Here is a 13670-nt window from a genome sequence, read left to right on the forward strand (position 1 = left end):
GAAGTAGGGGATTGCTGCCCCTGCTGATGGGATCCCTGCTGTGCCCGCTGGCTTGAAGCTCCTACAACTTCTCTTTCAAAAAAACGTTGGCCACCCAGATCCCCACCACCGCCAAGGCGGCCATCCCATAAAAGGTATAGCTATAGCTGCCCAGCCTATCGCGAATTTGCCCCGCGATCATCGTTCCCACCAAGGCCCCAACTCCATAGGCGGTAAACACAATGCCGTAGTTCTGGGCGTAGCGTTCGGGATCAAACAAGCGCAGGGTCAGGGCGGGAGCCATGGCCAGCCACCCCCCCAGGCAAAACCAAAGCAAGGAAAAGGCTACCCAATAGCCCAGAAGGGATCCCTGAGGAGGCAGGAGCATTAGCCCACAGGCCAGCAGGATCAGCCCATAGGAGCCCGTAGTAACCTGATGGGGATGTAATCGATCGGCCAACCAGCCAAACAGAGGACGGCTGATCCCGTTGAAAATGGCGAAGAGAGCCACGCTGTTGGCAGCCGCAGGGGGATCCAGGCCGATCAGCTCTTCCCCCACAGGACCAGAAATCCCAATGGCGCTTAAACCAACCAGGGTGCCGATGGCATAGCAGATCCACAGGCCATAGAAGGAGGGGTTTCTCAGCAGAGGGAGAGAGCGCCTAGAAGCCGGTAGAGGGTGATCTGGGCTGTCCGTGGATTTTCTTGGAAAAGATGGGGAAGGGATCCAATCGGGGGGAGGAAATCTCAGTTGGGTTGCGATCCCCAAGATCACCGCTGCAAAGAGGATCCCCAAAATCAGCAGCGTAGGCCGAGCCCCCAGTGCCTCGATCAAGCAGTTGGCCAGGGGAGCAGTGAGCAGGGGAGATAGGCCAAAGCCGACAATGGTGGATCCCACGGCCAATCCCTTGCGATCCGGGAACCAACGGGCTGCCACGGCCATTGGCACTCCATAGGCTATTCCCACACCGCTGCCGGCAATGACTCCATAGCAGAGGGCAATCCACCCAATGGAGGGGGCGAAGCTGGCCAGCCCATAGCCCAGGCCCACCAAGCTGCCCCCCAGAGCCAGTACTCGGCGGGATCCCCAGCGGGGGATGACAAACCCTGTGATGGGCATGAGGGTAGCGTAAAACACGAGGGCAACGGTGTAGGGCAGCAGGCTCTCACTGGCCCCGATCCCCAGCTCTGTTTCCAGAGGCTTGCGGAAAATGCTCCAGGAATAGACGGTTCCCAGGCAAAGAAGAACCAGGAGCCCCAGGAGGATAAAAAGCCATCTCCCTCCATAGGCTGGTTGTCTATACAAAGTAATGGGGGATCCAACCCTTTTCATGGGTATTTGGAGCTTGTTAGAGCTGAGTTCAACCCATTCTCTCAGCCCTTTCGAGGATGAGCCGATAGGAATAGAATTGCTTGAATTGTTCAGCCAACCGTTGGCTAGAGGCGTTTGGCCTCTACCGTCTTGGGCAGAGACAAAGGCTCCGGCAGCTCCGGGATGGACAATTCCCAACCGTTGCTCAAGGTGAAAATGGTTTCCCCGGCCTCTGAACGGGTGGCCACAACCGACTCTTCCAGATCTTTTTTGGGAACGTAGACCATCAAATGCCCGTAGGCACTTTCGTGCAGGATGACTTTCATAGCCATAGCCCTTTCTCCACAAGTTCCAGCTCTTGGGCACGGCACCCCACCACCAAGCCTTTGGCCAAGCAGTGGACGGCATAGACGTAAAACCGTTGTAGAAAGGTGCCAATGGAAATCACGTAACCTTCGTCGCCCGGAACGGCCAAGATTTTCCCCACCGGCTGGCCGAAGAAGGTGCCATCGTTGCGGATGACCTTACGGATGCGGACTTTGTCGCCCAGCTCAAATTGGGGAGGGCGATCCAGCTCCAGTTCGTCGCTCATGGGGTACCTCCTGTGATTTCTGCCAGCACCTGACAAAGCTCTTGGCGGGTTAGGCTGCGGCCTACTTGGCGCGCCCGTCGAGACACGGCTGCCAAAATGGCCTGAGATTTGGAAGTTTCCTTTCCGGACAAGCGGTTAGACAACATCGGGATGGCTCTCCTCTGGGATGGGTTCTGGAGTGTGTTGCGCCCATTGCGTCAGCGTTGCGCGGCAATAACGGGCCAGTTCCGCCGGTGGGATCGGATGCTTGCAGTGGGTGACGTGCTGCCGCACCTGTTCCAGGAGCTTTTCCAGTTGGCCAGGTGGGATCTGCTCGACAGGGATCCCGTGTTCCTTGAGGATCTGGAGCAGCAAATGCCTGCCGGAGTGTTTGCCCAACACCAGCCGCCGCTGGCTGCCTACCGCCTCTGGCGGGAAAGGCTCATAGGTCTGGGGATCCCGTAGCACCCCTGCAGCGTGAATGCCCGACTCGTGGGCAAAGGCGTTGTCACCGACGATGGCCTTCCAGGGAGGTAGGGGAGCACCGCTGGCCCGCGCCACCTGTTGAGACAGCTCCCGCAGACGGCAGGTATCCACCCCAACGTCGATCCCCAAGGTGTAGCGCAAAGCCATCACCACCTCTTCCAAGGGGGCATTGCCGGCCCGTTCCCCCAAGCCGTTGACGGTGGTGTTCACCGACTGAGCGCCGGCGCGGATCCCGGCTAAGGCATTGGCAGTGGCCATGCCCAGGTCGTCGTGGGTATGCATCTCCACAGGGATATCGATGGCCCGCACCAGACGGCGAATCTGCCTGTAGGTGCTAAAAGGATCCAAAACGCCCACCGTATCGCAGTAGCGGAAGCGCCGACAGCCCCAGCTTTGGGCCATTTGGGCCAACTCGATCACCTGCTCCAGGGGGGTGCGGCTGGCATCTTCTGCCCCCACCGAGACCCACAGCCCTTGCTCCAAGGCCATCTCCACGCATTGGCGCAACTGTCGCAGCAGCCGAGGGCGATCCCCTTGGAACTTAGCGGCCATTTGCCGATCCGAGACCGGCACGGAGATGTGGATCCGCTTGAGGCCGCAACGAATAGAGGCGAGGATATCGCTGGGCACAGCCCGGTTCCACCCCAGCAGGTGGGCCCGCAGCCCCAGGCTGAGCATGGCGCGAATGGCTTCCGTTTCCACAGCGCCCATGGCCGGGATCCCCACCTCGATCTCGGGCACGCCAATGGCATCCAAGAGGGCAGCAATGGAGATTTTCTCGGGGATTTGGAAGGCTACCCCTGCTGCTTGCTCCCCATCGCGCAGGGTGGTGTCGTTGATGGTAACAGAGGAATTCATGGGATCCATCCTCCAAGACCTACGGCCCGCCTAGGCAATCGGTAACCGTCGATGGTGCTCCGCACCGCTAGCGGGACCCCGGTTGCGTCAGGGCAATCATGTCCAGGGTAGAAAGCTCAACCAAGTTGCCGCAGAATTCATCAGATTCCTGTAAGGCTTGGCTGTTCCTCTTAGCGGGGTGGAGTCTTTGGAGCAGGGGATCCTTGACAAAGTCCGACAAAGTCCGGCCTTTGGGATCCCGCTGCTCTGGCCATCAACGAATTAAGTCGAAGGAGATGTCGGTTTTGCCGGGGATGATGCTGCGCCGATCTGCCTCATCCAGAATGGTGTTGACAATCCAGTTAAGGAGGTTGAGCGCCCCCACATAGCCATAGGTGGGATAGCGATGCAGATGGTGGCGGTCGAAGATGGGGTAGCCGATGCGCACCAAAGGCGTGCCCGTATCCCGCCATAGGTATTTGCCGTAGGAATTGCCGATCAGCAGATCCACCGGCTCGGTGAACATCAGAGAGCGCAGATGCCAGAGATCCTTGCCCCCCCAGACGGTTGCCCCCTGTCCATAGGGACTGGAGGCCAGCAGTGCCCGCGCCTCGGCTTCGAACTCCTCGTTGCTGTTGGTCACCACCACATGGATCGGCTCCGCTCCCAGCTCCAGCAACAGGCTGAGCAAGCCCATCACCAGATCCGGATCCCCATACAGGGCTACCCGCTTGCCGTGGATCCACGCTTGGGAGTCCGTGAAAGCATCCACCGCCCGGCCCCGTTCGATCTCCAGCTCGGCGGGAATGGGCTTGCCCGTTAACTGGGATAGCTGCATCAAAAACTCATCCGTGCCCCGAATACCCACTGGCCGCGCCGTCAGGGTGGGCCGACCCGAGGCCTCTGCCAGAAACTCCAGGGTCTTGGGCGTGGTGTAGCGCTGGAAGGAAAAAGTAGCCTCGGCGTTGAGGCATTGGGCAGCCGCCTCCAAAGGGGTTCCTCCGGGATACATGTGGAAAGTGCCGTCGTTGGGCGAATCCAAATAGTCGGAGTTGTCCGCCAGCAGGGTCAGCGGGATCCCGAATAAGCCGAAGATGCGCTTGATCTCCCGCAAGCTGCCCATGTAGGTATCGAAACCGGGGATGACGTTGATGTAGCCATTGCTACCCGTGCGGCCCACCGGCTCGGTGAGGGTGCTGAGAATGCTCTTGAGCATGTTGTCATAGCCGGTGATGTGGGATCCCACAAAGCTTGGCGTGTGGGCATAGGGCACCGGGAAGTTGTGGGGAATAACTCCCTCATTTCTGGCCGTGGTGATGAAGGCTCCCAGGTCATCCCCGATCACCTCCGCCATGCAGGTGGTGCACACGGCGATCATCTTGGGCTTGTAGAGGGCGTAGGCATTTTCCAGTCCCTCGATTAGGTTTTTGAGGCCGCCAAACACCGCCGCATCTTCCGTCATCGAGGTGGAGACCGCCGAAAAGGGCTCCTTAAAGTGGCGGGTGAGATGGGTGCGAAAATAGGCCACACACCCCTGGGATCCATGGACAAAGGGCAGAGTTCCCTCAAAGCCGACAGCGGCGAAGATGGCCCCTAAGGGCTGGCAAGCCTTGGCAGGGTTTATCGTCAAAGCTTCCCGCTGAAAGTTTTTCTCCCGGTATTCCCAAGATTTTGTCCATTCGGCCACCCGGGCCACTTCTTCCGGGGAAGGGAGATCTTCAAAGGTTTGCTTGCACTGCAGAAGCGCCTGATATTCCGGATCTTGAAACAGGCGGGCGTGATCTTTGATGTCTTGGATATCTTGCGGCATGGTCGGTCTCCTAATGAGGGGCAGGGGAAGGAAGGGCCGTTCGCGTTTGGGATCCCGGCGGCAAGCTAGGATTTCCAGGGGGCTTTGACCAGATCCCAGGTGGGGCTATTCAAAGCCAAATCCATATCGCGAGCGAACACGGCAAAGCCGTCGTAGCCGTGATAGGGGCCGGAGTAGTCCCAAGAGTGCATCTGGCGGAAGGGCAAAGCCATCTTTTGAAAGACGTACTTCTCCTTGATGCCGGAGGCGATGAGATCTGGCTTCAACCTCTTGGCAAATTCTTCAAACTCGTAGCCGGACACGTCATCGTAGATGAGGGTGCCATCGTCGATGTACTGGGTGGTGCGCTTGTAGTCGTCGCCGTGGCCGAATTCGTAGCCGGTGGCAATCACCTCCATGCCCAGCTCCCGGAAGGCCGGGATGACGTGGCGGGGCCGCAGTCCGCCCACCATCAGCATCACCCGCTTGCCCTCCAGGCGGGGACGGTACTTGGCAATGATGGCCTCGCTCTGGGGCTTGTACTTGGCGATCACCTGCTCTGCCTTGGCCTGGATGGTCTCGTCAAACCGCTGGGCGATGGCCCGCAGCGACTTGGCAATTTGGGTAGGGCCAAAGAAGTTGAACTCCAGCCAGGGGATCCCGTAGGCTTCCTCCATGTGGCGGCAGATGTAGTTCATGGAGCGGTAGCAGTGGATGAGATTCAGCTTCACCCGAGGGGCAAGCAGCATCTCGTTCCAGGTGCCATCGCCGGAAAACTGGGTCACTACCCGCAGGCCCATCTCCTCCAGCAAAATCCGGGAAGACCAAGCGTCGCCGCCGATGTTGTAGTCCCCAATCAGGGCCACATCGTAGGGGCCGGGCTCAAAGTTGAGGGATCCCTCCTTGGCTTTCTTGTCGGCAATGGGCAGAACCCAGTCCCGCACTGTATCGTTAGCAATGTGGTGGCCCAGGGACTGGGAGACCCCCCGAAAGCCTTCGCAGCGCACCGGTACCACCGGCTTGCCAATTTCTTTGGAAACTCTCTTGGCCACTGCCTCGATGTCATCCCCGATCAAGCCGACGGGGCATTCGGACTGGATGGTAATGCCTTTGGCCAAGGGGAAGAGTTCGCTGGCTTCCACCAAGAGTTTGGCCAGTTTTTTGTCCCCCCCGAACACCACATCTCGCTCCTGAAAATCGGAGGTGAACTGCATGGTAACGAAGGTATCTACCCCGGTGATTCCCACGTAGTAATTGCGCCGTCCCGACCAGGAGTAGTAGCCGCAGCCCACGGGGCCGTGGCTGAGGTGGATCATGTCTTTGACCGGCCCCCACACCACTCCTTTGGAACCGGCGTAAGCACAGCCGCGGGTGGTCATGACGCCGGGGATGGATTTAATGTTAGATTTTACTCCGCAATCTGCTTTGCCCTCGTCATAGACGTTGAGGTGCTTAGCTCTCTTTTTCTGAGCTTTTTCGGGGTAGGTTTCCAGAACCTCCGTTACGATTTTCCGGGTTTCCTCTTTGAGGGTACTTTTCAGAGTAGTCATGAGAACCTCAGCTATTGGGTGTCATGGATAAAAGCCACAGTGCGAGGGGGGGCTGAGGGAGGAAACCAGCTACCCCCAGCCCGTCTTTTCGGGGATCAGACAGGGGCCAGCTCTTTTTCGGTTTTGCCGATGAGGTGGGCGATTTTCTGGTCGTCGTCCAAAACGCCGAACTCTATCAACAACTGCTCCAGCTCATCCATAGAGATGGGGGTGGGGATCCTCAGATCCGTGTTGTTGATGATTTTTTTGGCCAGGGCGCGGTACTCGTCAGCTTGGTTGCAGTTGGGGGAGTACTCGATCACCGTCATGCGGCGCAATTCCGCGTGCTGAACCACGTTGTCGCGGGGGATGAAGTGCAGCATCTTGGTGTTGAGCTTTTCGGCTAGAGCTTCGATCAGCTCGATCTCGCGATCCACTTTGCGGCTGTTGCAGATCAAGCCACCCAAGCGCACGCCGCCAGAGTAGGCGTATTTCAGCACGCCGCGGGCGATGTTGTTGGCCGCATACATGGCCATCATTTCGCCGGAGCAAACAATGTAGATCTCTTGGGCCTTGCCCTCCCGAATGGGCATGGCAAAACCGCCGCAGACCACGTCCCCCAGCACGTCGTAGCAGACAAAGTCCAGATCCTCGTAGGCACCGTTTTCTTCCAAGAAATTGATGGCGGTGATGATGCCTCGTCCGGCACAGCCAACGCCAGGCTCGGGGCCACCGGATTCCACGCAGCGCACCCCTCGGTAGCCGGTGAGAACCACTTCTTCCAGCTCCACGTCTTCTACGGATCCCCGCTCAGCCGCCAGGTGAAGGACGGTGGTCTGGGCTTTGCAGTGCAACATGAGGCGGGTGGAATCGGCCTTCGGGTCGCAGCCGACGATCATGATCCGCTGCCCCAATTCGGCCATACCGGCAACGGTATTCTGACAGGTGGTGGATTTGCCGATACCGCCTTTGCCGTAGAATGCAATTTGTCTCATGGTTCAGTTCTCCTAATGAAGACTTGAGGAAAAACTTGAGGGCGACTTAAGGGTTAGAAATCTCTTGCCAATGGGCGCAACTGGTCGCATTAGCGAGACGGGATCCTTACTGCAAAGGATTTCAGCTCGCGGGAAGGCAGCCTTGGATCCCTTGGAATCCAAAAGCAAACCGGTTGAACGGTGGGGCTCTCCCGAATCGAGGCAGGAGATGGGGGAAGCGACGGGGAGTAACAGTGGGGCAGATCATAGGGCTCTCAGGCTTATCGAGAATGGGGAACTAGAGGGCATGCACGGTTAAGGTGGGCCACACCTGTTCTTGCAGGCGGGTTTCGATGAGCAACCGCAGGGTGTTTTGCTGGCTGGGGCAGGTGGTGCAGGATCCCTTGAGGCGCACCCACACCTGATCCCCTTCCAGGTCGTACAGCTCCACATCGCCGCCATCGGCCAACAGCAGCGGGCGAACTTCCTCCTCCAGGACGGCCTGAATGCGGGCGATCTTTTGCAAGGTGGTGAGGGGAGAGGGAGCAGCGGGAGAGGGCTCTGTCTGGTTTTGGGAGTTCCCTTTTGAATTTCTTGAATCTTCTGAAGGGGTTGCGTCAGTCTCGGCCAGAACAGCGGCAATCAGGTCTTCAATCTGGGCCAGGCAGGAGCCACAACCGCCGCCCGCTTTGCTGTAGGCTGTTACTTCCTCAGCGGAGGTGAGGTGGTTTTCCCGGATCAAGCGGCGGATCTTTTGCTCGCTGACGCCAAAGCAGGAGCAGACCAAAGCGCTGTCATCATCCGTGTGGTCAGGCAGAGGAAGGCCGCGATAGCTGTAGATGGCTGCCTCCAGAGCCTCTTGCCCCATCACCGAGCAGTGCATCTTGGCGGGGGGCAGGCCGCCTAGGTAGTCAGCGATTTGGCGGTTGTCGATCCGCAGGGCTTCATCCAGAGTGAGGCCGGTGATCAGCTCCGTCAGAGCCGAGGAAGAGGCGATGGCGCTGGTGCAGCCGAAGGTTTGGAAGCTGGCAGCTAAAATCCGCTCGCTAGCCTCGTCCACCTTTAAGTAGGGCCGCAGGGCATCGCCGCAGGTGATGCTGCCCACTTCTCCAACCACCACCCGAACACCGGGCTCGGAGCTGGGATCCATCGCCCCTTGGTTTTTGGGGTGGTAGAAGAGTTCCAAAACTTTTTCGCTGTAGTCCCACATGGCTGGATCCTGAGTTGAGGATGCGAACGGTCGAGGGAAGATGAGTTTGAGGGGGGTCAGCGGCGAGCCAGTTCCCGTTCCTGCTGTTGCAGCCAGTCTTCCGCCTCGTGGCTGAAGGGGGAGATGGCCCGCAAATGCTCAATGATCCCCGGCAAAACCTCCAGCACCCGCTCCACCTCTGCCGGCTGGGTAAAGCGAGAGAGGCTGAAGCGGATTGAGCCGTGCAAAACGGTGTAGGGCAGGCCCATGGCCCGCAGCACATGGGAGGGCTCCAGGGATCCCGAGGTGCAGGCGGAGCCGGAGGAGGCGCAGATGCCGTATTTGTTCAGCCAGAAGAGGATCGCTTCCCCTTCCACGAACTTGAAGCCCAGGTTGGTGGTGTTGGGCAGCCGCCGGGTGGGGTGGCCGTTAACCTGGATATCCGGGATCCGCTGCAGCAAGCCCTGCTCCAGGCGATCCCGCAGCAGCCGCTCATGGGGATCCCCGAGGTGGGCTTGGGCCAGCTCAGCCGCTTTGCCCAGGGCGATGATGCCCGGCACATTTTCCGTTCCGGCGCGACGGCCCCGCTCTTGATGTCCTCCCAGCAACAGAGAACGGAAGCGAAAGCCCCGCCGCACATAGAGGGCGCCGATCCCCTTGGGGGCATGCAGCTTGTGCCCGGAAAGGGTGAGGAGATCCACTGGCAGGCGCTGCAGATCGAGAGGGATCTTGCCCACCGCCTGTACTGCGTCCACATGGACAACAGCCCCATAGCTGCGAGCCAGGGATCCCACCGCCTCGATGGGGAAAAGCACGCCCGTCTCGTTGTTGGCGGCCATGCAGCTCACCAGGGCAGTATCGCCGGTCAGGGCTGCTTCCAACTCCAGAAAGTCCAGGCAGCCTTGCTCATCCACCGAGAGGTAGGTGACGCGGTAGCCTTGTTTTTCCAGGTGCTTGCAGACGTTGAGCACCGAGGCGTGCTCTACCTGCGTGGTGATGATGTGGCGCTTCTGGGGTTGGGCTGCCAAGGCTGCATAGATGGCTGTGGTGTTGCCTTCGGTGCCGCCACTGGTGAAGACAATCTCCGTCGGGTCGGCTCCCAGAAGGGCTGCCACCTGTTCGCGGGCTTGGTTAAGGGCACGCCCCACCTGGCCGCCAAAACTGTGCATCGAGGAGGGGTTGCCGTAGAAGGTCTGCAAATAGGGCAGCATCGCCTCCAGAACCAGGGGATCCACGGCGGTGGTGGCGTTGTTGTCCAGGTAGATCACGGGGTTCATACAGGCTCCGAATCGATACAAGGTAGGGGTTGGGCAACGTTAAACGGCTTGCGGAGCGTGAGAATGGCACTGCTTTGGGCAAATGCGGGCGCAAGCCTGACAGCCGATGCAGAGGGCGGCATTGAGGATGGTCATCACTTTGCGCTCACTTTCTTCTTCCTCTTCGTTTTCGACAAACTCGCCGTCTTCGTTGAGGGCTCTGAGGGCGAACACACCCCGGCCACAGACCTTGAGGCAACGGCTACAGCCGAGGCAGCGGCTGATATCCAAGCTTTCGATAAACTGTGGGATCCAGGGCAGTCCGCCTTTGGTGAGAGCAGTTGCAGTAGCCATAGCCAAGCTCCAAAGCGAGATTTTTAGGATCGGGGAGATTTGCTGTCCAAGGTCTGGTTGACCAACCAGGTGCGGTAAAACTTGAGGGCCACCGTTTCAATGAGGTCGTAGTCTTCCACCACTTCGATGCCGGCCTCGCGGATGCGCTTCATGGGGCAATCGCCGATCTTGGAGACCAATACAGCTCGGCAATCCCGGATGAGATCCAGAATTTGCTCTAGGTTGTTGTCCTCCCCGGATCCCCCGTGGCAGTACTGCGGGATCTTGCGGTGGCCGACAAACTGCGCCCCACGGGCGTTGACCTCGTAGATCAAAAACTCCCGTGCATGGCCGAAGTGGCGATTGACCAAGCCGCCGCCTTTGCTGGCTACGGCCACCAGGATGGAGGGGCTGTCGGGAGGCAGGTCGGCTGTCCAGTGGGTTGGGGTTGACTGCTGCTGAGCTTGCAGTTGGGCAATGCTTGCCTGGACCTGGCGGCGTTTTTCGGGGTCGTATTCGGGGGTCATCTGCATAAAGCGCTCCTTGGTAAACTCTTGGCTGCGGTCTTCCCCCAGCAGGCCCACCGCGTCCGCCCGACACTGGCGACAGTGGCGCATCATCCGCATGTTGCCGGAGCACCGATCTTGCAGGGCTTTCAATTCCTGAGGGGTGGGGCCCCGCTGGCCGATGAGGCCGAAGTAAGTGCCGTGTTCGGGCGCCGAGATCAGGGGCATGATGTTGTGCAAGAAAGCCCCTTTCTCCTGGATCACCCGGTTCACTTCCAAGAGGTGGGTGTCGTTGATGCCGGGAATGAGAACGGAGTTGACTTTGCAGAGGATGTCTGCCTCCCGCAACAGATCCAGGCTTTCCATCTGCCGCTCGTGCAGGATGCGGGCTGCCTCCACCCCCCGAATGCGCTTGCGTCGCCAGCGGATCCAGGGGTAGATCCTGGCCCCGATCTCCGGATCCACCATGTTGATGGTCAGGGTGACGTGGTCGATGTTCAGCCGTTTGATCTCGTCGATGTAGTCCGGCAACATCAGGCCGTTGGTGGAAAGGCAAAGCTTGAGATCCGGAGCTTTCTCGGCAATGCGGGCAAAGGTCTCGAAGGTTTGCTTGGGGTTGGCCAAGGGATCCCCAGGCCCAGCAATGCCCACCACCGTCAGTTGCGGGATCTTGCCGGCAATCACCAGCACTTTGTGGGCGGCTTCCGCCGGGGTAAGCAGCTCGCTGACCACACCGGGCCGGCTCTCGTTGGCACAGTCGAACTTGCGGTTGCAGTAGTTGCACTGGATGTTGCAGGCGGGGGCTACCGCCACGTGCATGCGGGCGTAGTGATGGTGAGCTGCTTCGCTGTAGCAGGGATGGGTGGCGATGCGTTGCTGCAGATGAGGGGGGAGGGCCTGGCGGGGGCTGCTGCTGCAAGCGCAGGCCGATGGGAAGGGGGATCCCTGGCGGGGCGGAGTTGAAAGGGGCGGCATAGTGGGGTCAACCAGGGGATAGAACGTTACTGGCGGTTATATCAACCGCCCTCTGCCCGCTCCGTTGCACTCAGCCCGGTAGAACTGATCGAGTTTATTGGCTTTGTACTCAAGACCTGCAAAGCCTGATGGCAGGCCAAATCCAACTTTTTTTAGGGGTCAAGGGTCTGGTTTTTCAAGGCCGGGGATGCCGTATTTTGACCCAAAGGGGCGGGGGATCCGGCTGTGGGGAGGATCCCCGGAATCCCTGATTCGACAAGGGCTTGGGGCAATGCTTAAGAAATACTAAAAATCTGCTCAGATGCACTCAAGCGCCGCAGCCTCGGCTGCGTTTTGCATCAATTGCTACGATTTAATATCGTATCAGCCCAAAAGTGTATTGAAAATAGCCGTTTGAGTTTGAGGAAAGATCCCCCTGGGGCAAAGTCCTCGCCAAGGAAGTGAAGACTATTGCGGCGGCAGGCCGTCGGACTTTCTTGTTGTGACAGGGGGGATGTACTCGCTCAAATACCCATACCCTTCCCCAAAAATACCGGATCCCTGCGGGCAAAAGACTCAACCCCCTGCCCTCAGAAAAACTTTTTTTGCCCTCTGGGCCAAGCTTCCAGGGTTTGAGTACATCGGCAATAACTCAATCAATCCTGATCGCCCGCTGCCAAGCCTGAGCCCCTGCAGCCGCTTGCTATAAGCGGGGGATATAAGCGGGGGAACAGAACCCCAACGGTTCTGCCCTCTGCTGAGACTCCCTCCTGCTTCCCAACCGGTGAGCTTATGTTCCCCCTTGTTTCTCCCCAACCGGAAACGGCTGAAGTGCTGCAGGTGCCCCGTTGCGATCGCTGGCGGATTCTCTACCGTCTGCAAGAGCTGGATTTGACCTGTGGCTGTACCTCGACCGGCCAACTGTGGGTGGTGATTCACACCCCCACCGAAGCCCTCCTCGTCCACAGTGTGCTCCGCCTTTTCGCCCTTGACCGCTCTGGCTGGCTGAGTTGGTTGGATCGCTGCTGGTCTCTCCAGACCTGGGATCCCCCTGAGAGATCTGCAGGAGGGGATGACCACCCCTGAACCTCTGCCGTTTGCCTTCTTGCTTCTCCTGTTCACCTCGTTTTGGTAGCGCCAATGACCACTCCATCCCCCTCAACTCGCTCCTTCCAACAAGTCCGAGACAACCCCGTTCACCTGGGACGGGAGATCACGGTTCCCATCTGCGAGGGCCTCAACCTGGCTTGGGCCAGTCTTCAGGGGCTGTATTTGCAGTATCTGAAGCACCATCTGGTTGTCGAAGGAGCAGAGTTCTACTCAATTCATCAATTTTTCAACGAAAGTCTACAGGAAGTTCAGAACCACGCCCATGAGGTGGGGGAGCGCCTGAACGGCCTGGGTGGGATCCCGGCCTCCAGCTTTGCCAAGCTGGCGGAGCTGTGCTGCTTCAGCCCGGAAGGGGACGATGCATTGGCCGTGCGGCCCATGCTGGAAGCGGATTTGCGGGCCGAGCAAAGCCTGATCGATCTGCTGCGTCGCCAGGCGGCTCTGGCGGAAAGTGTTGGGGATCGCGCCACCCGTCACCTCTACGAGCAGATTTTGCTGCAGACAGAAGAACGGGCCTTTCACCTGGCCCACTTTCTCGCTGCCGACAGCTTGGTTTTGGGCTTGTCCCCACCCTAGCCTGCCCATTCACGCCCACCTCTCGTTTTGGGAGACTCTGCCATGCTTACCCCCGATCGGGCGCCGCTGCTCCAGTTTTTGCAAGTCGAGCTTGGGATCCCGGAATCCGCCCTCACCTTCGCCCTGAAACGGCATGGGTGTGAACAGGGCCCCCTGCCGATGATCCTCTGGCATTACGGGCTGATTTCTTTGGAGCAACTGGAGCAGATTTTTGAATGGTGCGCTCTACGTTCCCTTGTTACAAGTCCTACCCATTCGGAGGTTTAAGC

At 59.1% G+C, this 13670-nt stretch carries 15 protein-coding genes; 3 read left to right on the forward strand and 12 right to left on the reverse strand.

Annotation, left to right across the window (positions count from 1 at the left end):
• Window positions 1-61: 61 nt before the first annotated feature.
• From NW816_RS05435 to nifB, 12 genes are all read right to left on the reverse strand, one after another.
• Window positions 62-1285 (reverse strand): OFA family MFS transporter, encoded by a 1224-nt coding sequence (locus NW816_RS05435; RefSeq protein ID WP_414408501.1) that lies wholly within the window; start codon window positions 1283-1285, stop codon window positions 62-64.
• A gap of 131 nt (window positions 1286-1416) precedes the next feature.
• A complete protein-coding gene (nifT, locus tag NW816_RS05440) occupies window positions 1417-1623 on the reverse strand; it encodes a putative nitrogen fixation protein NifT (protein ID WP_414408502.1) in 207 nt (68 codons plus the stop codon).
• Window positions 1614-1883: a nitrogen fixation protein NifZ gene (locus tag NW816_RS05445; protein WP_414408503.1), complete on the reverse strand. Its 270-nt coding sequence runs from the start codon at window positions 1881-1883 to the stop codon at window positions 1614-1616. Before NW816_RS05445 ends, nifT begins: the two co-directional genes overlap by 10 nt.
• Window positions 1880-2029 (reverse strand): hypothetical protein, encoded by a 150-nt coding sequence (locus tag NW816_RS05450; RefSeq protein WP_011432085.1) that lies wholly within the window; start codon window positions 2027-2029, stop codon window positions 1880-1882. Before NW816_RS05450 ends, NW816_RS05445 begins: the two co-directional genes overlap by 4 nt.
• A complete protein-coding gene (nifV, locus tag NW816_RS05455) occupies window positions 2019-3206 on the reverse strand; it encodes a homocitrate synthase (protein WP_414408504.1) in 1188 nt (395 codons plus the stop codon). The genes NW816_RS05450 and nifV overlap by 11 nt, the downstream gene beginning before the upstream one ends.
• 253 nt (window positions 3207-3459) lie before the next feature.
• On the reverse strand, window positions 3460-4995 hold the full coding sequence (gene nifK / locus NW816_RS05460) for a nitrogenase molybdenum-iron protein subunit beta (protein ID WP_414408505.1): 1536 nt from the start codon (window positions 4993-4995) through the stop codon (window positions 3460-3462).
• A gap of 65 nt (window positions 4996-5060) precedes the next feature.
• Window positions 5061-6524 carry a nitrogenase molybdenum-iron protein alpha chain gene (nifD, locus tag NW816_RS05465; RefSeq protein ID WP_414408506.1) on the reverse strand — a complete coding sequence of 488 codons (1464 nt, stop codon included), beginning with the start codon at window positions 6522-6524 and terminating at the stop codon, window positions 5061-5063.
• A gap of 95 nt (window positions 6525-6619) precedes the next feature.
• Window positions 6620-7498: a nitrogenase iron protein gene (gene nifH, locus NW816_RS05470; RefSeq protein WP_414355674.1), complete on the reverse strand. Its 879-nt coding sequence runs from the start codon at window positions 7496-7498 to the stop codon at window positions 6620-6622.
• 277 nt (window positions 7499-7775) lie between these two features.
• A complete protein-coding gene (gene nifU / locus NW816_RS05475) occupies window positions 7776-8687 on the reverse strand; it encodes a Fe-S cluster assembly protein NifU (RefSeq protein ID WP_414408507.1) in 912 nt (303 codons plus the stop codon).
• A gap of 56 nt (window positions 8688-8743) precedes the next feature.
• Window positions 8744-9943 carry a cysteine desulfurase NifS gene (nifS, locus tag NW816_RS05480; protein ID WP_414408508.1) on the reverse strand — a complete coding sequence of 400 codons (1200 nt, stop codon included), beginning with the start codon at window positions 9941-9943 and terminating at the stop codon, window positions 8744-8746.
• A gap of 39 nt (window positions 9944-9982) precedes the next feature.
• Window positions 9983-10276: a ferredoxin III, nif-specific gene (fdxB, locus tag NW816_RS05485; protein ID WP_414355671.1), complete on the reverse strand. Its 294-nt coding sequence runs from the start codon at window positions 10274-10276 to the stop codon at window positions 9983-9985.
• A gap of 23 nt (window positions 10277-10299) precedes the next feature.
• The gene (gene nifB, locus NW816_RS05490; RefSeq protein ID WP_414408509.1) at window positions 10300-11736 is read right to left on the reverse strand and encodes a nitrogenase cofactor biosynthesis protein NifB; all 1437 of its coding nucleotides are present in this window, start codon (window positions 11734-11736) and stop codon (window positions 10300-10302) included.
• Between the two features lie 771 nt (window positions 11737-12507).
• Between nifB and NW816_RS05495 the strand changes: the two genes are divergently transcribed.
• Genes NW816_RS05495 through NW816_RS05505 form a run of 3 tightly spaced genes read left to right on the forward strand, consistent with a single transcriptional unit; the run spans window position 12508 to window position 13668 of the window.
• Window positions 12508-12801 carry an Asr1405/Asl0597 family protein gene (locus NW816_RS05495; RefSeq protein WP_414408510.1) on the forward strand — a complete coding sequence of 98 codons (294 nt, stop codon included), beginning with the start codon at window positions 12508-12510 and terminating at the stop codon, window positions 12799-12801.
• A 54-nt stretch (window positions 12802-12855) separates the two neighbouring features.
• Entirely contained in the window at window positions 12856-13401 is a 546-nt protein-coding gene (locus NW816_RS05500; protein ID WP_414355669.1) for a ferritin-like domain-containing protein, read from the forward strand.
• Window positions 13402-13443: 42 nt separating this feature from the next.
• A complete protein-coding gene (locus tag NW816_RS05505; RefSeq protein ID WP_414355668.1) occupies window positions 13444-13668 on the forward strand; it encodes a DUF2949 domain-containing protein in 225 nt (74 codons plus the stop codon).
• Window positions 13669-13670 lie beyond the last annotated feature (2 nt).

The sequence above is a fragment of the Synechococcus sp. W55.1 genome (assembly GCF_047461655.1).
Lineage (GTDB): Bacteria > Cyanobacteriota > Cyanobacteriia > Thermostichales > Thermostichaceae > Thermostichus.